The sequence below is a fragment of the Sphingobacterium detergens genome, assembly GCF_003610355.1.
Lineage (GTDB): Bacteria > Bacteroidota > Bacteroidia > Sphingobacteriales > Sphingobacteriaceae > Sphingobacterium > Sphingobacterium detergens.
Map to the genome: position 1 here is coordinate 63,668 of NZ_RAPY01000006.1, position 21,220 is coordinate 84,887.

18 protein-coding genes are annotated in these 21,220 nt (G+C 41.0%); 10 read left to right on the forward strand and 8 right to left on the reverse strand.

What is annotated here, in order from left to right:
• The first annotated feature begins 18 nt into the window (after positions 1 to 18).
• The 10 genes from DFQ12_RS23075 (at position 19) to DFQ12_RS23120 (ending at position 8,872) form a co-directional block, all read left to right on the forward strand.
• A complete protein-coding gene (locus DFQ12_RS23075) occupies positions 19 to 969 on the forward strand; it encodes a phosphoribosylaminoimidazolesuccinocarboxamide synthase (protein ID WP_120261418.1) in 951 nt (316 codons plus the stop codon).
• Between the two features lie 33 nt (positions 970 to 1,002).
• On the forward strand, positions 1,003 to 1,383 hold the full coding sequence (locus DFQ12_RS23080) for an STAS domain-containing protein (RefSeq protein ID WP_104385068.1): 381 nt from the start codon (positions 1,003 to 1,005) through the stop codon (positions 1,381 to 1,383).
• Position 1,384: 1 nt separating this feature from the next.
• A complete protein-coding gene (locus DFQ12_RS23085) occupies positions 1,385 to 2,296 on the forward strand; it encodes a ribonuclease Z (protein WP_120261419.1) in 912 nt (303 codons plus the stop codon).
• A 110-nt stretch (positions 2,297 to 2,406) separates the two neighbouring features.
• The gene (gene hisC / locus DFQ12_RS23090) at positions 2,407 to 3,465 is read left to right on the forward strand and encodes a histidinol-phosphate transaminase (RefSeq protein ID WP_120261420.1); all 1,059 of its coding nucleotides are present in this window, start codon (positions 2,407 to 2,409) and stop codon (positions 3,463 to 3,465) included.
• Between the two features lie 4 nt (positions 3,466 to 3,469).
• On the forward strand, positions 3,470 to 4,609 hold the full coding sequence (gene hisB, locus DFQ12_RS23095; RefSeq protein ID WP_120261421.1) for a bifunctional histidinol-phosphatase/imidazoleglycerol-phosphate dehydratase HisB: 1,140 nt from the start codon (positions 3,470 to 3,472) through the stop codon (positions 4,607 to 4,609).
• Between the two features lie 123 nt (positions 4,610 to 4,732).
• Positions 4,733 to 5,332: an imidazole glycerol phosphate synthase subunit HisH gene (gene hisH / locus DFQ12_RS23100; RefSeq protein WP_120261422.1), complete on the forward strand. Its 600-nt coding sequence runs from the start codon at positions 4,733 to 4,735 to the stop codon at positions 5,330 to 5,332.
• Between the two features lie 12 nt (positions 5,333 to 5,344).
• The gene (locus DFQ12_RS23105; RefSeq protein ID WP_120261423.1) at positions 5,345 to 6,097 is read left to right on the forward strand and encodes a 1-(5-phosphoribosyl)-5-[(5-phosphoribosylamino)methylideneamino]imidazole-4-carboxamide isomerase; all 753 of its coding nucleotides are present in this window, start codon (positions 5,345 to 5,347) and stop codon (positions 6,095 to 6,097) included.
• A 1-nt stretch (position 6,098) separates the two neighbouring features.
• Positions 6,099 to 6,851: an imidazole glycerol phosphate synthase subunit HisF gene (hisF, locus tag DFQ12_RS23110; RefSeq protein ID WP_120261424.1), complete on the forward strand. Its 753-nt coding sequence runs from the start codon at positions 6,099 to 6,101 to the stop codon at positions 6,849 to 6,851.
• A gap of 112 nt (positions 6,852 to 6,963) precedes the next feature.
• A complete protein-coding gene (hisIE, locus tag DFQ12_RS23115; protein ID WP_120261425.1) occupies positions 6,964 to 7,548 on the forward strand; it encodes a bifunctional phosphoribosyl-AMP cyclohydrolase/phosphoribosyl-ATP diphosphatase HisIE in 585 nt (194 codons plus the stop codon).
• A 424-nt stretch (positions 7,549 to 7,972) separates the two neighbouring features.
• Positions 7,973 to 8,872 carry a WD40 repeat domain-containing protein gene (locus DFQ12_RS23120; RefSeq protein WP_120261641.1) on the forward strand — a complete coding sequence of 300 codons (900 nt, stop codon included), beginning with the start codon at positions 7,973 to 7,975 and terminating at the stop codon, positions 8,870 to 8,872.
• 108 nt (positions 8,873 to 8,980) lie between these two features.
• Here DFQ12_RS23120 and DFQ12_RS23125 read toward each other — a convergent pair whose 3' ends face one another.
• The 8 genes from DFQ12_RS23125 to dacB form a co-directional block, all read right to left on the reverse strand.
• A complete protein-coding gene (locus tag DFQ12_RS23125; RefSeq protein WP_120261426.1) occupies positions 8,981 to 9,571 on the reverse strand; it encodes a hypothetical protein in 591 nt (196 codons plus the stop codon).
• A 3-nt stretch (positions 9,572 to 9,574) separates the two neighbouring features.
• Positions 9,575 to 11,158, reverse strand: a complete 1,584-nt coding sequence (locus DFQ12_RS23130) for a polymorphic toxin-type HINT domain-containing protein (RefSeq protein ID WP_120261427.1) — start codon at positions 11,156 to 11,158, stop codon at positions 9,575 to 9,577.
• A gap of 16 nt (positions 11,159 to 11,174) precedes the next feature.
• Entirely contained in the window at positions 11,175 to 13,046 is a 1,872-nt protein-coding gene (locus DFQ12_RS23135; RefSeq protein ID WP_120261428.1) for a type VI secretion system Vgr family protein, read from the reverse strand.
• A 275-nt stretch (positions 13,047 to 13,321) separates the two neighbouring features.
• Complete coding sequence (locus DFQ12_RS23140) at positions 13,322 to 13,798, reverse strand: GAF domain-containing protein (protein WP_120261429.1); 477 nt, start codon at positions 13,796 to 13,798, stop codon at positions 13,322 to 13,324.
• A gap of 193 nt (positions 13,799 to 13,991) precedes the next feature.
• Complete coding sequence (locus tag DFQ12_RS23145) at positions 13,992 to 15,848, reverse strand: beta-N-acetylhexosaminidase (RefSeq protein ID WP_120261430.1); 1,857 nt, start codon at positions 15,846 to 15,848, stop codon at positions 13,992 to 13,994.
• 660 nt (positions 15,849 to 16,508) lie between these two features.
• On the reverse strand, positions 16,509 to 17,090 hold the full coding sequence (gene ruvA / locus DFQ12_RS23150; RefSeq protein ID WP_120261431.1) for a Holliday junction branch migration protein RuvA: 582 nt from the start codon (positions 17,088 to 17,090) through the stop codon (positions 16,509 to 16,511).
• Positions 17,091 to 17,123: 33 nt separating this feature from the next.
• Positions 17,124 to 19,406: an NADP-dependent malic enzyme gene (locus DFQ12_RS23155; protein WP_120261432.1), complete on the reverse strand. Its 2,283-nt coding sequence runs from the start codon at positions 19,404 to 19,406 to the stop codon at positions 17,124 to 17,126.
• 93 nt (positions 19,407 to 19,499) lie between these two features.
• Positions 19,500 to 20,924 carry a D-alanyl-D-alanine carboxypeptidase/D-alanyl-D-alanine endopeptidase gene (gene dacB / locus DFQ12_RS23160; protein WP_244211830.1) on the reverse strand — a complete coding sequence of 475 codons (1,425 nt, stop codon included), beginning with the start codon at positions 20,922 to 20,924 and terminating at the stop codon, positions 19,500 to 19,502.
• Positions 20,925 to 21,220: the final 296 nt, after the last annotated feature.

The following is a 21,220-nucleotide window of genomic DNA, read 5'->3' on the forward strand; positions in this document are numbered from 1 at the left end:
AAGAATTTTACTTTGAACATGAACGCTATAAAAGAAACAAATTTCAATTTCGAAAACCAGACAGCTTTTTACAGAGGAAAGGTACGTGATGTGTATACGATTGCCGATACTTACTTGGCGATGGTAGCTTCTGACCGTATTTCGGCATTTGACGTGGTACTTCCTCGCCCTATCCCTTACAAAGGGCAGGTGTTAAATCAGATTGCAGCTAAATTTTTAAAGGCTACAGCTGATATTATCCCCAATTGGGTTGTATCTGTACCAGATCCTAGTGTAACTATCGGTCAGATGTGTGAGCCGTTTAAAGTAGAAATGGTAATCCGTGGCTATTTATCTGGGCATGCTTGGCGCGAATATGCCGCTGGTAAACGTGAAGTCTGTGGCGAGTCTCTTCCTGAGGGACTGAAAGAGAATGATAAATTGCCAGAGCCAATTATCACGCCAACGACCAAAGCAGCCGTAGGTCACGATGAAGACATTTCTCGAACAGATATTTTGAAAAAAGGTATTGTAAGCGAAGAGGATTATGTGCAATTGGAGAAATATACCAAAGCATTGTTTCAACGCGGAACTGAAATCGCAGCACAAAGAGGATTGATCCTAGTGGATACCAAATATGAATTTGGTAAAAAAGAGGGCAAAATCGTCTTGATTGATGAGATCCATACACCGGATTCTTCCCGTTACTTCTATGCAGATGGATATCAGGAACGTCAGGAAAATGGTGAGGCACAAAAACAATTGTCAAAAGAGTTTGTCCGGAAGTGGTTGATCGATAATGGTTTTCAAGGTAAGGATGGGCAAGTGGTTCCGGAGATGACAGATGAAATTATTGCTTCAATTTCCGAACGCTATATTGAGCTATACGAACATATTGTTGGAGAAAAATTTGTCTATCCTGATCAGGAAAATGTGCTGGAACGTGTGGAAAGAAATGTGGCAAAAGCCTTAAAAGAGCTAAATTATTAGTACATTGTATCCTCAAACTAATGAAATAGACTTATGAAGTACACTATTGATAAGCACGATCGTTATATTGTCATAGAGCCTCATGTCGAAGTGATAGATGCCGATAATGCAGCTAAACTGAAGGGGGAGTTTTTGTTGCGTAATACGATTGGTCAACGCAATATTGTTTTGGATATGATTCATGTCCAAAAGACGGATGAAGTGGGTATTCGTTTGGGGATACTGGCACACCGTTTATGTCAATCTGTTGGCGGCGTATTTATTTTGGTCAATCTTTGTCCTAAATTAATGGATATGGTTCGCGTGTCGCACTTGGATAAATCGATAAAGATTGCGCCATCACTCAAGGTTGCTGAAGATTTAATCTTTGCGCACGAATTGGAATCTGAATACCGGGGGACAATTGAAGATTAATATGAAGTTTGAAGTTCTGATATTAGGAAATAGTTCCGCGACACCGATGTTTGATCGCCATCCGACTAGCCAAGTGTTGAACTTTAATGAGCAATTGTTTTTAATAGACTGTGGCGAGGGTACGCAGATGCAACTCAGCCGATATGGAATTAAAAGCAATCGCTTAGGACATATTTTTATTAGCCACTTACATGGAGATCACTACTTAGGTTTGGTGGGGTTGCTTTCTTCGATGCACCTGGTCGGACGTAAAAGTGATCTTCATCTATATGGTCCTGCTGCCTTAAAAGAGATTTTGGATATACAATTTCTACATTCTGAGACAGTCTTACGTTATAATCTTATTTTTCATCCGATTTCACCCGACGAGCCCGGTGTTATTTTTGAAAATCGAACAATGAAAGTAAGCACATTCCCTTTAACACATCGTATTGCCTGTACAGGTTTTCGCTTCGATGAAGGACCGCGAGCCCGCACCCTACTCGGTGATGTGGTTCAGGCGCTCAATATTCCCACAGTCTATTATCCCGCCATAAAGAAAGGGATGGATTACGTAGACGAAAATGGGAATGTTTATCCGGCCGACCAATTGAGCTTACCTGCGCCTAAATCCAGAAGCTACGTATATTGTTCGGACACGGTACGTACAGCTGACTATCTGCCTTATGTTCAGCATGCTGATCTTATGTATCATGAATCTACGTTCCTGCATGATATGGTAGACAGGGCCAAAGAGACTTTCCATACAACAGCATTGGAGGCAGGGGAGATCGCAAAAGAGACCCATGCAAGGAAATTATTGCTGGGACATTACTCCGCCCGATATCGGGATTTGAACCCTTTATTGGAAGAGGCACGAACGGCATTCCCAAATACCGAACTTTCTATCGAAGGAAAATGGTTTTCAGTTTAGTTTTTTGTGCGTTTTATACCACATTTCTACGATCAAATGCTTTTTAAATTGCTTATTATATTGCTTTTGATAAACAATTTATCTAAGTTTACGGCTCTAATTTTTTTATAATGGATAATCCATTCAACTTAAACAACCTACTACGGGAAAATATCAAGAAGCTCGTACCTTATTCGTCCGCTAGAGATGAATTTAAAGGGGAGGCATCCATATTGATTGATGCCAATGAAAATCCTTTTGGATCCCCACTAAACCATGATTACAACCGATACCCAGACCCACTCCAACATCAAGTCAAAGCAAAACTTTCAAACATAAAAGGTGTACCCGCAGAAAATATTTTTTTGGGTAATGGAAGCGATGAGGCTATAGATATTTTATATCGTGCATTTTGTACACCCGGTGTGGACAATGTGATTTTAGTTCCACCTACCTATGGTATGTATGAGGTGTCTGCAAATATCAACGATGTCGCCTTCAAGAAAGTAAACCTAACAGCAGACTATCAATTGGATTTGGATGGTATCGCTAATGCGATAGATGCGCATACCAAATTGATTTTTATCTGTTCACCAAATAATCCAACGGGAAATTCTATCCGTCGTCAGGATATAGAAACGGTATTGAATAATTTTCAGGGACTTGTTGTTGTCGATGAAGCTTATATCAATTTTTCCGCTGTGAAGTCATTTACACAGGAACTGGCTGAATATCCTAACTTGGTGGTATTGCAGACCTTATCTAAAGCATGGGGACTTGCGGCGCTGCGGTTGGGCATGGCATTTGCAAGTAAAGAAATTATAGCAGTTTATAATAAAATTAAACCACCTTATAACATTAATCAAGCAACACAGGATATCGTGTTGGAGGCCTTGAATAATGTAGATCAAGTCAATGACTGGATCAAAGAAACTGTTTCGGAACGTGAAAAACTGGTACGCGAGCTCCTCGAACTGGATTATGTACAGTATATCACTCCTTCTGATGCCAATTTTATCTTGGTCAAGATGGAACAGCCGAGAGAAGTTTACGATTATCTGGTTCAATATGGGATCATCGTCAGAGATCGTTCTAAAGTAGAACTTTGTGAAGGCTGCTTGCGAATTACTGTTGGGACACCTGCTGAGAACCGGACATTATTAGAAAAACTTAATCAAATCAATAAATAATACTATGCCTGATAACTTAAAACGTGTACTGTTTATAGACCGTGACGGAACATTAATTTTGGAACCAGAAGATGAGCAAATTGATTCTTTTGCAAAATTAAAATTCTTCCCGGGTGCTTTACAGTACCTGCCACGTATCGCGAAGGAACTGGATTTTGAATTGATCTTGGTTTCCAACCAAGATGGTCTAGGGACATCTTCCCATCCGGAAGAAAACTTCTGGCCTGTCCATCATTTTGTGATTGATACGTTTGCAGCAGAGGGTGTAGTATTTGCCAAAGAACATATTGACAAGACTTTCCCACACGAAAATGCGGATACACGTAAACCCGGTATAGGCATGCTCGGTGAATATTTTGACGCTTCAAAATATGATTTAAGCCAGTCGTTTGTTATTGGTGATCGCGTAAATGATGTTAAGCTTGCTCAAAATCTTGGTGCAAAGGCTATCTGGCTGCGTGCAAATGATCAATTGGGCGCATTGGAGAATGTGGACATTGACCCTACAGTCGTAGCTTTAGAAACAATGGACTGGAAAACAGTTTATGAATTTCTGAAATTGGGAACACGTACTGCCGAACATCATCGTAAGACGAATGAAACCGATATTTTTATTCAATTGAACTTGGATGGTTCCGGTAAATCGGAAATCGAAACAGGATTGCCCTTCTTTGACCATATGTTGGATCAGATAGCCCGACATGGTGCATTGGACTTAACGGTCAAAGCTAAAGGCGATCTTCATATAGATGAGCACCATACCATCGAAGATACAGGGATTGCTTTGGGCGAGGTGTTTTTGAAGGTATTGGGAGACAAGCGTGGTATTGAACGCTACTCGTACACCTTACCAATGGATGATTGCCTGGCGCAGGTTGCGCTGGATTTCGGTGGACGCAATTGGATTGTTTGGGATGCTGAATTTAAACGTGAGAAAATAGGTGACATGCCGACGGAGATGTTCTTCCATTTCTTTAAATCATTTTCTGATGCCTCCAAATCAAATCTAAATATCAAAGCCGAGGGGGATAACGAGCACCATAAGATCGAGGCAATTTTTAAGGCTTTTGCTAAATCTATTAAGAAAGCAGTACGACGAGATGCAGATCATATGCAACTGCCAAGTACAAAAGGTGTTTTGTAGTTTTGTTTAATTAATAAAGAGAATCCATGGGATAAATGAGTAAAGATTAACGATGACCGAATGATGCGTAAGCTTGTGAGGCCAAAGTCTCAATACTCAAATCTCAATACTCAAATCTCAAAAATGATAGGAATTATTAACTATGGCGCTGGGAATATCTTTTCCCTGACTGCTGCACTCGATCGGGTGGGGGTGACCTATGGTATGATCAATACTGCGGATGAGATCGATCTTTACGATCGTATTATTATTCCAGGAGTAGGACATGCGGGAGCAGCTATGCATAAATTGCGTGAGTCGGGATTAGTACCCTATATTAAAGAACTGCGTAAACCTGTTTTGGGTATCTGTGTTGGCATGCAGCTTTTGACTGAATATTCAGAAGAAGGGGATGCCGATATGTTGGAGCTATTTCCTTTGAAAACGTTACATTTTGATGCCGGAGTAGCGGGCAAAGTGCCTCATATGGGCTGGAATAGCGTTTCGGTACAAGCAAATAATCCTTTATTTGCGAATATTGAAGATCAGACTTATTTTTATTTCGTGCATTCGTATTATATAGAATATGATACGGCGTTTACAGCCGCAAAATGCGACTATGGATTACCATTTTCAGCAGCCATTTCCAGAGATAATTTCTTTGGTGTACAATTTCACCCGGAGAAGTCCGGAAAAGCAGGTGAGCAGTTGCTGCTCAATTTTTCAACTATTCAAATAGACTAAAAATATTCGATTATGTATATCATTCCAGCAATAGACGTTTTGGACAAAAAAGTTGTCCGTTTAAGAGAGGGAAACTACAACGACGTTACAACTTATGATATTAGTTTGGAAGCGCAGATAGAAAACTATCGTGCGAATGGTACTGAATTGGTTCATATCATAGACCTGAATGGCGCCAAAGGTGATTTTAGTAACCAAGCATATTTGTTCGATATTATTCAGAAGACAGATATGAAAATCCAATATGGTGGCGGGGTAAGGAGCATTGAAAAAGTAAAAGAATTGGTAGATGCTGGTGTATACCGTGTTATTGTGGGTACGCAAGCGATTACAAATCCTTCTTTTTTGGAAGAACTAGCGACTTTAAATGAAGGTAAAGTGAAATATGCGGATCATATTGTGATCGCAATTGACGTATTGGATGAAGTGATCAAATACTCAGGTTGGTTAGAGAGTTCGCCGATTAAATTGATTGAGTATATTGATAAATGCTTGGTTCTGGGTTTCTTTAGGTTTCTATGTACCGATATTAGCAAAGATGGTAAATTGGGTGGTGCAGGTGTAGAATTATATCAAAAACTGTTGAGCCATTCACCGATCATTAAGCTGATTGCTTCCGGTGGTATCAGTTCGATGGATGATATTCAAAAACTTCAGGAACTGGGCGGAGTAGAATCAGTAGTCGTAGGAAAGGCAATCTATGAGAATAGAATCACCATCGATGAAGTCAAAGACTGGAACCTTAAATCATTAATCAGATTTTAACATGCTGGCAAAACGGATAATTCCTTGCTTGGATGTTAAAGATGGACGTACAGTAAAAGGAGTCAATTTTGTAGACTTGCGCGATGCTGGAGATCCTGTTGAGCTAGCCTACGAATACTCCCAACAAGGAGCGGATGAACTTGTTTTTTTAGATATCGCGGCTACGCATGAAGGGCGCAAGACGACAATCGATCTTGTAAAGGCAGTAGCTCGTCAGGTGAATATCCCTTTTACAATCGGTGGCGGTATCAATGAAATCAAAGATGCCGACATCTTGTTAAATGCTGGGGCAGATAAGATATCCATCAACTCTGCGGCTGTGCGCAATCCTGAACTGATCAATCAAATGGCTGCGGCTTTTGGTGCCCAGTTTGTTGTGGTTGCGGTAGATACTAGATCAATCGAAGGGCAAGATTTTGTTCATCTGAGTGGTGGACGTATCAAGACGGAGATCAATACCCTGGATTGGATACTGGAAGCGCAGGAACGTGGTGCCGGAGAAATTCTGCTGACATCAATGGATCACGACGGTACGAAGAATGGGTTTGATAACGGATTTTTAAAAGCTGTAAACGATCGCATTCATATCCCTTTAATCGCATCTGGTGGCGCTGGAAATCAACAACATTTTGTCGATGTCTTTCAACAGGCCAATGTGGATGCTGCCTTAGCAGCTTCTGTATTCCATTATGGGGAAATATTGATTCCAGATCTTAAACAAACCTTACGCCATAATGATATTGTTGTGCGGTAGTCGTGGATCAAGGAATAAAGAATAAAAAGAGGAGAAAATAGATAGTATGTAAGCCTTCGGCTTGCGCTACCAGAGTCTCAATACTAGATACTAAATACTAGATACTAATACAATGTTAGATTTCGCAAAAAGTGACGGACTTGTTCCAGTGATCGTGCAGGATGCCCAAACACTAGAGGTGTTGATGCTGGGGTACATGAACGAAGAGGCTTGGCAAAAAACACAGACGGAAAAGCGCGTGACTTTTTTCTCACGTAGCAAAAATCGTCTCTGGACCAAAGGAGAGGAGAGTGGTAACTTTTTAAATGTAAAGAGTATTCATATCGACTGCGATAAAGATACCGTATTGATCAAGGCTGATCCGATGGGACCTACTTGTCATACAGGAAGTCGGAGCTGTTTCAATACGGAATTCAATCAAAATTTCATATTGGAGCTGGAACGTATTGTAAATCATCGTTACGAAAATCCTTCCGACGAATCCTATGTCAATCGTCTGCGTTCCAGAGGAATTAATAAGATCGCTCAAAAAGTAGGTGAAGAAGCAGTAGAAACCGTGATCGCAGCATTAACGGAAACGGAGACCGACTTTATCAATGAGACTTCCGATCTATTGTTCCATTTGATCGTATTGTTGCGTGAAAAAGGCTTTTCGTTGGAAACAATTGCTAAAAATCTTGAAAGCAGACACCAATAGCGCTGTTTTTCAAAGAAAGCTTCTGCTATCGACCCTGAATATGCTTGAATAAATTTGATTGGATCTAGGGATCGGAACGAGGCTTTAACCTAATATGACAAAATAGTCTTGGAAGTGCAGTATATTTGTAGATATACTGCACTTCTTTTTTTGAATTGCCTGTTTTTTATTGATCCGTATTTTTTCATAAGGTATCAATGAGCTCGCTACATTCGGTTTATTGACGAGAAAGAACCTTCAGACTATTTTCATAGCTGTTGGTGCTTGTTTGAAAGCATGAAGGTTTTATTATTTTCTGCGCTTTTATTGTGAGTGAGTGAAACGAAGCAAAGAACAGTTCAATGAGAAGTGGACGGTCAATTGGAAGAAGATTGATCAAGAATGACCTCTCCAAATGTCATCTGGAGAACTTGAAGATATTACTATGGATATTAAATTAAGAGCGACATTACCCGGACATCAAAATCCTATTTTTTGTGTAGAAAAAGGATACGATCCGCATACATTCTTTACAGGTGGCAATGACAAGGGCGTGGTTGAATGGGATATCGAAAAAAATAGCTTTAAACGTATCCTTTGTGCAGTGACTTCCTCTGTGTATGCTTTAAAACTAATCCCAGGCACAGCGATCTTAGCGATTGCACTACGTGAGGGGAAACTACTTTTTGTGGATGTGCAAGAACAAAAACTTGTCGCGAGTTTACAATTGGGTAAAAAAGCCATCTTTGCTCTAGCGTTTGTCAAACAAAAAAATGAGCTGCTGGCTGTAGGGGAGGAAGGACGACTCTATGTGATCGATCTCGCAACATATAAAAGTATTTATGAGTTACAGCTATCCCAAACGACTGTTCGGAGTATTGCCGTTGATGAAAACTCAAACAGAATTGCATTGGGTGATAAAGATGGCTGGGTATATTTACTGGATAGTGAAGACTTTCATGTCATTGAGCGTATGCAGCTCCATAGTATGCCCACAACTTCGTTGGCTTTTCTTCAAAATAGACTATTAAGCGGTGGACGTGATGCTCAGCTCATTATTTCCGAAGTCGGTCAGTTGAGTAATAACTTTTCATTTGTCCCACACTTGTTTACTGTATATGGAATCTATCCACATCCAGTTGAACCATTATTCGCGACGGTAAGCCGGGATAAGTCAGTGAAGTTTTGGTCTAACTCGGATTTTGCTTTGTTGAAGAATATGAGTCGTGACAAAATGCAAGATGGTCATCACCTATCTGTCAATGCAGGAGTCTGGTCTGACGATGGTCGGTATTTCTTTAGTGTCAGCGACGACAAGCTTGTTAAAATTTGGGAATTACAATAGCATAAAAATTTTGCTACAGGGATTTAAATCAAATTATTCCGGCTTTTTTTTAACATGTGTTGTTCAATTGGATGGTGAATAGGTACTTTTCCTTTTATCCTAGCACAGCTATATCATCACATCAATTGGAAGGTCACGCTCCAATCGGATAAGACTTTCATAGTCGCCAAATGTAGGAATAGGTTCATACAACCCTGTCATATTAAACTGTCGATTGCTTTCATAGTCCAGCGTTTTTTTATTAACCTCGTCGTATTTTCGGTAGTTCACATTGCCTTCCTCATCAAAGACAAAATGCATACGATAATCCTCCTCTTCGGTATTTTCTGTCGGAAAATTATAATACCATACCTCCCGAAGAAAGAGCTCTTCCGGGCTTCTTTTAGATTCTCCAAATAGATAGCTCAAGTAATTACGTCCTGCAGGATCAATAAAATCGACCCCCGCATGATTGCTCCTTAATACTAAGTTGACCAAAGCAAAGGGGATTTCATCTCCTTCCCGTTCAAATGCACAAAACTCATAGGCAAACCCTTTGGGATGGTTATCCCGAGCTACCTGTTCGGATGTAAGTTCTCCTTTTTCTACTTTTGATTTATACTTGGTTTTGTTCCAGATATCCCATTTTCCGACAGTTGCTTTTTCACTTTTAATTTTTTTGTCTTCAGTCCAGTAATTTATATATTTAATTATTTTCATTTTTTATGGATTAAGTATTTTCCCTGTAATATCTCTGATTTTTACAAAATTATCTGAGGCATGCTCTAGTACTTCCTTCGATATTTCTCCTGCTTGCTTCGGCACCTCTAGAATAAGTTTGCCTTTAAGTTTTTCCCCTCCTTGCGCAATTGCTTCTGCATTTCGGGTGGTTTTCTTAATCACTTGATCAGTACCATATTTTTCCACCAATTCATCGATATAAGATTTTGCTGTCTTTTCAGTAACATTTGCCAATTGGGTAAATTTTCTGGAGATGATCTCCTTACCCGGTAAATAGCTGTCCAATCGTTTTCCGGATTCCAGGACAACCTCATTAAAGCCCCCCAAACGTTTATAGAATTGCTCGCGGATAAAATTAAAATAGTTGCCTTTCGCCATACGGGCCAACCAATCGGGCAAATGCTTTATTTGGCTTAAACAAGGACGTGCATTATGCACCAACCAGGCCAGCATGCCTACAAAATAAGTGTGCCATCCCTCTACCTCGAAATTAAAGACTTTTTTCGAAGTATACGAAAAAGTTTGACTTTTGACAGGCTTATATCCATTATCTTTGGTCAATATTTGATCTCTTTCATCAAGATCCGCTGCATCTTTCCAGCCGTCGTGTGTGTAGAATGGATGTTCAGCCGTAGTTTCGATAGTTTCGCCCTCTAAGGTTAGATAAACAGTAGCATCTACTTCTCGTTGCAGGGTTGCCGTTACTGCTCGCAGTGCTGTTTGTCCCGTTTCTTCGTTATACGCCCATACCGAATCACCGACCCGTATATCTTCGATATTTTTTACCCCGCCCTCTACCTGAACCGACGTGCCGGCAGGGAAACAGGCAAATACACAAAGCTTCTTTGTTGCGGCAGCAATGTCATCTACATGTTTTGCCGCTGCTTTGGCAACAGCCTTAGCACCAGTTTTTGTCAATATCTTCCCTGCGGCTTCTAAGCCTGTTCTTACGGCTGCTTTGGCCCCCGCTTTGAGGCCCACTTTAGCTGTTGTCTTCAATCCGGTAGATACTGCTGTGGTGGCGCCAAAGCTAACAACTCCCGCTACATCCATCACCAAAAAACCGACATTTGCGGCTGCCATCCAATAGTTGCCCTTTGCGGCTGAACGCACGATACCTATGACACTTCCGATGACAGGGATCAATTCGGCCGTATCCCACCAACCCCAACCTTCATCTTCCTGCTTCTGCTCTTCACTATGCTCGTCAATCATCTCCGCAAGTTCCTCCTCGCTGATCGGAATCTGCCCTGAAGTCAAAAAAGTTATCTTTCCACCTTGCCCGCAGGGAAGTTTAGACTTATACAGTAAAGTCTGTTCCCCCTTTATTTTAACTTTATAGGTATCTTCCCAGTCAATAGGCGAAGGTGTACAGGCCGATCCCGTAACACTACAGACACCAAAAGAGGGAATATTGACCAATTGGATTTTGTCCGCTTTAGTACAGGCCATACAGCCGTTTATCTTCACATTGGGATTATGTGTACCTCGAAAGTAGTTCGGTTTTTCCCCTTTGTCACACTGACAGATGGCTTTGTCGACAATATATTCTAATTCATGTGGCATATATCATCTCCTTATCTTATGTAATGTCTGTATCCGGCGAGCCAAACCGGATCGTAGCATCTCCATTGACAGCAACATCAGCACCTTTTAGATTAAAAGCGGTTGATGCCTTAATGTCCACACCTGCCACTTTGCTCTCGATAGCAACAGGTCCGGTCAAAGCCGTGCCTTCGATTTTTCCCTCACTGGCCGTAATCACGATACCTTCTTTGGAGATTTCGATTTTGTTTTCCCCAACACAAAATGTAATCTTTTTCTTTCCATCCAGAACGATATTACCGTCTGCGTCCATTTTGAGCAATGATTGTGGTGGGGTGTCTTTCTTAGCGCCAACATTGATCACGTTTGCACTGCCGGCATTGACAGCATGGGTATTATTCGCATTTGTGGTCGAGTTTCCGGCCCCGTCAAAATGCATATTGGCCGCCCCTTTGTCCGTAATATACACACTTCCATCACGATCGTCCAACTTGACCATATTACCTGATTTGCTGCTCAGGCTTTTTATATGATTTCCATTCCCCCCACCTGTGCCCGTCTTACCATGAAACACAGATCCCATAACAATGGGTCTGGCAATATTTCCTTCTTCAAAGGCCACAATAACCTGGTCCCCAATCTCCGGGATACTCACAAGCCCCCGATTCGTTTTGACCTGTCCGCTGCCGCCCGCATCTGGTGTTGACACACGCAACCATGTAGTCTCCTCATTCGTATGGCATTGCCACTTAAAACGCACTTTTACACGCCCCTGTCCGTCCGGGTCATCGTTGGCAACAACATTGGCCAATTGAAGGTCAGCGTTCGGTTTCCGGTAATTTTTTACGGGAAGCCTTTCAGTCCCTCCGACAATACCCTCAAATCGATTGCTATAATGTTCCAGTCCATCAAGATGATGCTCCACTTTCGTGATCAAAAACTTGCCCAAAGTATCGGAAACAAAGGACAGCTCCTGGCGAACCGATGTCTCAATTTCGACCTCTAGCCCCAATTTAACTTTCGGACTGTCTGAGGTTGCATTTACTTTTAATAATTGCCCCACCTTGGCCTGTTCTTCGTATTGAACAAGATCTCTTAGATCGCCAAAACTATCTATTCGTGGAATTGCTTGCTGATTGAATACTTTACTATACATCAAGTTGGACCGATCTGCCGCATGAAGCAAATCAACGCTACCTTTGACTCTCCCCTCGCTTTCGCTCGCCATCATTTCATCGGACTTCGCATCGTAAAAAAAGCGTTTTTGTTTAATAGGAGCAATATTAATCCCATAATCCAAAGTGCTAATTTCTTGTCCATAAGTCAATTTAGCATGTTCAAGCTCATCAGGTTTGCCAAAATGCAGGCACTCACCATCATAGTAGAACCATTCGTAGTATTCGGCAGACAGTCGGTTGAGAAATTCAAAGTCGCTTTCGCGGTATTGAATGACATAATCTAACGGCGCTTTTCGGGAGGGGTTGATCGCAAAATAAAGGTCATTCGAGGCCAATTCATTGCTTGCTAATTTGACAATAGAAGAGAGGTCGCGATCCAGATAGGATCCTAAGTCTGCGCCCCTGTCAAGCAGGATTGTCGGACTATGGCCTGTAATAACCAATTCCCCTTGATAACCATTGGATTGTGATAGAGCAACATTGGTGATCAGACCGCTAAAATTTTGCAGTGTTGTCTGATCATAACCAAAGGAAACAGAAAAAGTACGCCCAATATAATCCCGGCTCTCATTGAGGTTGATCAAGCCAGGTAAGCCCAGCCTACCATGTTCAAGCCTTAGCTCAAAATGATGATGGGAATTAAATTCTTGTATCAGGCTAAATGATAGGAAATGGGTAAGAGGATTGCCCTCGATATACATATCAACAATAAGTCCTTGTTCTCTAAACATAAGTATAATGTTTTATATTGGTTAAGCCCCCTTATGTGGGAATGCTAGAAAATTGAACAAACGTTATATTAGAAAAACGTCTAATTGCAATTTTTATTTTATGAGAGAAATAAACTTTTTATAGGCCATCTACATTCATCATTTAAGACAAACAATAGATAAATCCTAACATGTTAATAAGTAAACTTGATCTATTCAAATATCTCCTATGTAGGGAACATAGGTTCTAAATCTGTTCATGAATCTATTTTCGCTCCGATAGCGTCCACTTTTCTTTATTTATCCAACAACTGCAAGATTTGCACCAGGTATTTTTCGTCAATTTCATCGAAGCTGTCCAATTCACTGCTGTCCACATCGAGAACACCTATAATTTCCCCCTGATTATATACAGGCAATACGATTTCAGAGCGTGACAGAGAACTACAGGCGATATGTCCAGGAAACAGCTCTACGTCGGGTACAATGAGTGTTTTCTCCTGTGCCCAAGCTCCACCGCATACACCGCGCCCTTTTTTTATGCGCGTACAGGCGATAGGACCTTGGAAGGGACCGAGAACAAGCTCGTCAGTACCGTCTACAAGATAAAAACCCACCCAAAAGAAATTAAACTGTTCCTTAAGCGCTGCTGCGATATTGGCAAGGTTTGCAACCTGATTATTTTCTCCCTGTAACAACCCACCTATCTGCGGAAGTAAATTCTGATATTGTTCCTCTTTGCTGCCCTTGGCAATTCGTAGATCCTCAGCCATAAAAATTCTTTTTTAAATTCTTGTAGAAATACACACTTTCAATAAGACCTTCACGCTTTTAAAAGCACCAACAGTAAAGAAAATCAACTGACGGTTCTTTCTGCACCCGAAAGAACAGGTGGTTCAGAAAAAAAGCGCTAATATCTGCTCAAAGTTAACAGAATATTAGCGCTTTCGCATGGGGTATATTATTTTATTTCTTTGTATTGATAATGTTTACCCGGATGTAATTGCTTCTTTTTCCAGAAGGAGTAATAACGACCGCTTTGAATACACGTTCTTTACTATTTGGAACAGTCACTTTAACCGGACCTGTATACTCTAGATCTAATTCCGAAGGATCGTAGTTATCTAGGGTATAATAGATTTTGGCACCTTCCACAGATGGTTTCAAACCACGGATGGTATATTCTGAAGCGTATACCGTTGTATCAGAGATACCATAAGCCTCGGGTACACGGTAGAATGTATTTGTCTGATCTAGCTTTGCCAGTTGACGTGCCGCACGTTGCTCGGAGAAATTCTTCCAGTTTTTCTTTTCCGGTTGTGTCCAGGCAATCTCAGACAGCGCCAATACACGTGGTAATACTGTAAACTCTACTTTATTGGAAGAACCGATATATTCCGTCCAGATATTTGCTTGAACACCCAAGACATGTTTCTTGTTGTTTTCAGAGATTTTGCTAGGCATAGGATCAGAAGAGTATACCTTAGCCAATGTCGAAAGACCACCGATACTCAATGGCTCCCTATTTTGATCAGCTCCTTGTTTGTGATCAAAGTATAGACCATAGCTATTTGCCGTGATGATGACGTCATGGCCTTGGTTTGCAGCATCGATAGCTCCTTGGTCACCTCTCCAGCTCATAACAGTCGCATTTGGTGCTAAACCGCCCTCTAAGATCTCATCCCATCCAATGATACGTTTACCTTTACTATTAATGTATTTTTCCATACGTTGAATAAAATAGCTTTGTAATTCATGCTCATCTTTAAGATTGTTATCCTTGATTCTTTTTTGACAATGCGGACATGTCTTCCATCTTGTTTTAGGACATTCATCGCCACCGATATGAATATATTCGCTAGGGAATAATGGGATCACTTCGTCGATTACATCTTCCAATAGCTTAAATGTTTCTTCTTTTCCGGCACAGAATACATCATCAAATACTCCCCAGGTCTGTGCTGCAGTATACGGTCCCGGTTTATCACCACAACCGAGCTCTGGGTAAGCTGAAAGTGCTGCCAAAGCATGGCCGGGCATCTCGATTTCAGGGATGACGGTAACATACTTAGATTTGGCATAAGCCACGACTTCTTTGATCTGGTCCTGGGTGTAGAAACCGCCATAAGGCGTGTTATCATAGTCACCATCAGTTTTATAGTTACCTAAAAGCGTTTGATTGCGATAGCCACCGATCTGTGTTAGCTTCGGGTGTGATTTAATTTCAATGCGCCATCCTTGATCATCCGTCAGATGCCAGTGAAAAGTATTCAATTTGTAAGAAGCCAGAATGTCAATGTACTTCTTAACAAATTCTACCGGAAAAAAGTGACGGGAAACATCCAGATGCAGCCCACGGTAAGCAAAACGTGGCTCATCCTGAATGGATGCCTGTGGAATTTCGATGCTTGCTTTTTTGTCTACAGGTAGTAACTGGATCAGCGATTGCATACCATAAAACAGACCTGATGCTTTTCCACTGACCGTAATCTGATCCGCAGCGATGTTAAGTTCGTATGCTTCCGTGTTTGTGGATTTTGCATTTTTGGACGAAAAATAGATGCTATTCTTACCAGGTGACTTAACTAAAGACAGATTGAGGTTGTAGTTACTTTTTAGAAAATCCTGGAATAAAGTGGCAACTTTTTTATCCTCATCGCTGTCAAATGCAATTTTAGTGTTTGTGTTGACTTTAAATGACCCGTTTTTGATCTGAACATGTTGTGGTAGAGGCACGATGTTCAAGGTGATGTCTTTCTTTTCTTGCGCAAATACTGCTGCTCCTAAACTTAAAGCGAGCGCAAGTGAAAATAGTTTTTTCATGTGTGCGATTATAACTGAAATACGAAGTGCTAAAAATAAGGTAATAAATACGTTTTAGCAACGCCAGATTGTAACAAATAGGCTGTAGCAACGAGGAGGAAGGTTCTTATGTGTTTTTGTAACTAACTGATTATGTGTTTGTTTTTTGTAGGGCAATCGTTTGTGTTATCTCTCGAAGATGTACTGTAATTATTAAGCTCATAACCGTACTTGTAATCCGATAAACTCTATTTCAATTGCTATTATTCCACGGTTCTACATAGAGATATAAGCGGATCACTTAATTATCGAAGCAAATAAGCTCGTGTTAAGGAGAGGGCAAGTTTGATTCTTCTTTGTCTTTTCTATGCTTTTAACACTTATTTTAGACGGAGATAAAACGAACTTCATGCGTGTTTATCCGAATGAGGTTCGTATAAGGTCCCTATGAAGTCCCTGTTAGTCTACTTTCAGTTCATAGATTGTTAGCTAGAAGTTCGCTGTTCAAAACACAGTATAGCTATGCGGGATTCGAATGAAGACGGCTGTTGAGAAAATAAAAAAAGGAACCCGAAAGTTCCTTTTATAGTATGAGTTATATATTTTGTTCTGTGTGTAGCGATGAATCAGATCAACAGAGTGTTCGTCAGCGGATCAACAAACAAACCATGATATCCCATTTTATAGCCTCTTTAGTGCTAATTTGATCATATCCTCTACAGAAAGGTTGCTTTCTGTTTTTAAAATGGTGTTCAATACCTTTTCAGCTGCCACTTTGTTGAAGCCTAGCATAACCAATGCAGACAAAGCTTCGTCTGGGACGGATTGCGATTGAATTGTTGTCGAGAGCGTTTCCACACCTTGTTTTTTCAATTTATCCTGAAGTTCCAGGATCAGACGCTGTGCTGTTTTAGGGCCGATTCCTTTAATTTTCTGAATTAAGGCAACCTGACCATTGACAATGGCGGACTGTATTTCATCAGGTGTATTGGATGAGAGTATCATTCGACCCGTATTGGGGCCGATGCCTGAAACCGAAATCAGATTCTCGAACAGCTTCTTTTCGCCTTCCGTGGCAAAGCCATACAGTGTGTAGGAATCCTCCCTGACTTGCAGCGAAATAAATAATTTGCAGTTTTCCTGATCCTTGATTTGGGAAAAGGTATAAAGAGAGATGTGAACATAGTAGCCAATCCCACTCACGTCGATAACAACATGAGTGGGGGCTTTATATGCTAATTTTCCATTGAAATATTCGTACATAGTAATACGAATATAGGAAGATTTTAAGCGATTCTATAAATTTTTAAGATGAGCTTGAACATCAACTACGGCAATAGTCACCATGTTGACAATTTCACGTACAGAGCTATCCAATTGCAGTACATGGATCGGCTTGTTCATACCCAAAAGAATAGGACCTACAGCTTCCGCTTCACCGACTTCTTGTAATAGTTTATAGGCGATATTACCTGATTCCAGGTTAGGGAAAACAAGCGTATTTGCCGATTGTCCATTTAAACAACTGAATGGGAAATTGTCAGTTAACATATCGCTGTTTAAGGCGAAGTTAGCTTGTAGATCACCATCAGCAATGATGTCAGGATGTTGGTCGTGAATAATCTGCGCTGCTGCTCTTACTTTGGTTGGTGTTTTTCCTTCACTGGAACCAAAATTAGAGTAAGACAATAATGCAATGCGCGGTTGGATATTCATACGTTTAACAGCTTTGTCCAAAAGCAAGGTGATATCAGCCAATTCTTGTGCAGTAGGATCCTCATTCACGGTCGTATCGCCCATGAAAATAGGTCCTTTTTTGGTTAACATCATATACATACCTGCTACGCGGCTGCCCGGCTTAGCACCGATAACGTGTAAAGCTGGACGAATGGTGTTTGCATAATTTTTGGTCATACCAGAAATCAATGTATCTGCTTCGCCAAACTCAACCAAAGAAGCACCGAAATAGTTGCGGTCAAACATCAGCTTGCGCGCGTCGTAACGAGAGATCCCTCTACGTTGTCTTTTGTTATAAAGGTGCTCGATGAATTTTTTTGAACGCTCTGTTTCTCCATCAACCTCAGCAACTGGGTCGATAATTTCTACACCATCTAATTCAAAAGCATACTCTTGGATCAGACGTTGGATTTTCTCTTTCTTACCTAAAAGAATTGGAAGCGCAATGCCTTCTTCTTTTACGATTTGAGCAGCACGTAATGTTTTGTAATTATCTGCTTCAGCAAAGACAACACGTTTTGGATCTCTTTTAGCTGCCATCGTTAAATTGCGCATGATCGCATCATCTTTACCCAGACGTTTACGCAATGCATCGCGGTATTTATCCCAATCTTCGATTGCTGTTTTCGCTACACCAGATTCGATCGCTGCTTTTGCTACAGCCATAGAAACCTCTGTGATCAAACGTGGATCGGTCGGTTTAGGAATAATATATTCTTCAGAGAATTTTAAGTTGCTGGTATTGTAAGCTTGATTGACTTCTTCCGGAACTGGTTGTTTCGCTAGATCAGCAATCGCACGTACTGCCGCAATTTTCATCTCCTCATTAATTGCTGTTGCGCGCACATCCAAAGCACCACGGAAAATGTAAGGGAAACCCAATACGTTGTTTACCTGATTTGGGTAATCCGAACGGCCAGTACCCATGATAATATCACTGCGGGTGGCCATCGCTAAATCGTAAGCAATCTCCGGATTTGGATTGGCCATTGCCAAAACAATTGGATTAGGAGCCATTGATAACAACATCTCTGCTGACATGACATCCGCAGCCGACAATCCGATAAATACATCCGAGTCTTTTACAGCATCTGCTAGGGTATGGATATCGCGATCAGTAGCGTATTGTGCTTTCATGCTATCCAGATTTTCTCTATCTGTACGGATAACACCTTTACTGTCTAGCATCACAATGTTTTCTTTGCTTGCGCCTACAGAAATATACATTGCTGTACAAGACATTGCAGCAGCACCGGCACCATTAACGACGATTTTTACTTTGGAGATATCTTTTCCGATAATTTCACAGGCATTGATCAAGGCTGCACCCGAAATGATCGCTGTACCGTGTTGATCATCGTGCATAACGGGAATCGTCATTTCCTCTTTCAGGCGACGCTCAATTTCAAAACATTCAGGAGCTTTGATATCTTCCAGGTTGATACCTCCGAAAGTTGGCTCCAATGCTTTTACAATTTTCACGAACTCGTCAACATTTTTGGTGTCCACTTCAATGTCAAATACATCGATGTCAGCAAAAATTTTGAACAATAAACCTTTTCCTTCCATGACCGGTTTACCTGCTTGAGCGCCGATATCACCTAGGCCCAATACAGCTGTACCGTTACTGATAACAGCAACAAGGTTCCCTTTTGCGGTATATTTATAAGCATCTTCTTTATTCTCGGCAATAGCCAAACATGGCTCCGCTACGCCAGGAGAATATGCTAATGATAAGTCTCTTTGCGAATTTGTTGGTTTTGTCGGAACAACAGCTATTTTTCCAGGTCTACCCATTGAGTGGTAATTTAACGCTGCCTGTTTACGATTAGTGTTACTCATTACGATTTTATTAATTTAAGGCTACAAATCTATCATTCTTTTTGATATTTGGAAATATTTGCCAATATCTTATTATAAATAGACAATAATATGTTATTTTAAAATGTCCAGCAATTTAAACATTTGCTTGCGCATATTGGACCCTGATCCCGAATAATTATTGACCAATAGCGTATAAGTAAATGATTGCCCATTTTTATTGGTGTGAACACCGGTATAGCCCAGTACGCCACCGATTGTTCCACTCTTCATCTTCATGTCGTTGTAGGTCGGCAGACTTTCGTAGAATACAGGATACCAATTTTGCTTTTGTGCATACTGCATGATTTTGTTCATGGCGAGTGTGGTGACCCTATTTTGCGGCGAAAGCCCCGAACCATCCATACTATTGAGTTCACTTGGCTTGATTCCTAATTTGGCGTTCCAATACTTCTGTATGTAATTGGCCCCATCATCCGTTCCTGTTTTTCCTGCAGTGGTATAGGCAATCGCTTTTAATAGGGCTTCCCCATAGAGGTTGATGCTTTTTTGGTTAAACCAATAGACAATTTTATCCATGGTAGGAGATAGGTGCACATCCAGTGTTTGCTTTTGGGATACGTCTATTGAATCCATCTTCGCCCCTGTTGCGGGTGGCTGGATTGCAAGGATGCCCTGTTTGTTGAGACCTTCATTCAGTTGAAAAGCCAGATCGTATGCAGGGTCGGGAGAAGCGAGCTCGATGGTTTTCTTCAAATCCTGACCATAAGTACCGCGGACAAATATCTTGGTAGAATAAGGCGCTGCATAGGCATAGACATTGTCTCCACTGCCTGCTCTGCCTGTTGTGGTTTCATTGATAATGTTCAGGTAAGGAGCTCGTGTCGTGTCTTGGATAATTTCAGCTTTTGCACCAACTTTGGCTGCTGGACTAAAATCAATTCCAAAAGCATTTTCATGCCAGTTGAGTGATGAAATGCCGGCACCGTAATAATTACCCATATCTGTCCAGATCCATCCTCCAGGGAGTTGATTGCCGTTATAGAGGCGGTCATCGGCAATAACTGCTCCATTGATACTTCGTATCCCAGCTTTTTGAATAGCTGCGATCCATTTGTTCAGCACGATAGCCGCTTTGGTCTCCGGGTAACGGTCGCTGCCCAAGGTAGGATCACCAGTCCCTGTTACAATGATGTTGCCATTCAGGACGCCGGTTTCATCTATGGTACCGGTATAGTATAGGGTGGTTTTAAATTGATAATTCTTGCCCAGAAAATCTAATGCCGTAGCCGCGGTAATCACTTTCATGGTGGAAGCTGTGGCTAGCCCGATATTTTCATTGACAGCATAGATAGTCTGTCCTGTCTTTCCGTCAAATACCGTTAAAGAACTGATACCGTTTTTTACGTTTTCCTGATTTTGAAACTGATTGAATGCGTCTTGGATTTTGGCTCGGATATCCTGTGCAAATAAAGAACTTGTCATGCCGGTCAGTGCATAGGTCGATAGTGCAATGGAATATAATGCAAATTTTTTCATCCGTTTTAATTTGTTTTTCATTTGCGATGAAGCTATCAGATTTACTCATTCCCCTATGGGATTATTCATTCATAATTTGTTTTTTAATTGCATTCATGAACTCGTTTCGCTCGGTTTGAATAAATCATGATGGTTTCATTAACATGTAATTTCGTCGGACCTTATACGGTCCGGTTATTTGATATTCTACATTTGGTGCGATGGGCGTACAACTTTAATGTATGCATATACGCGTTGACTTGTTTGTTTTATTTGGCTTAAAGTTAGGCATTCGACCCTAAAAAATCCTAACTTGC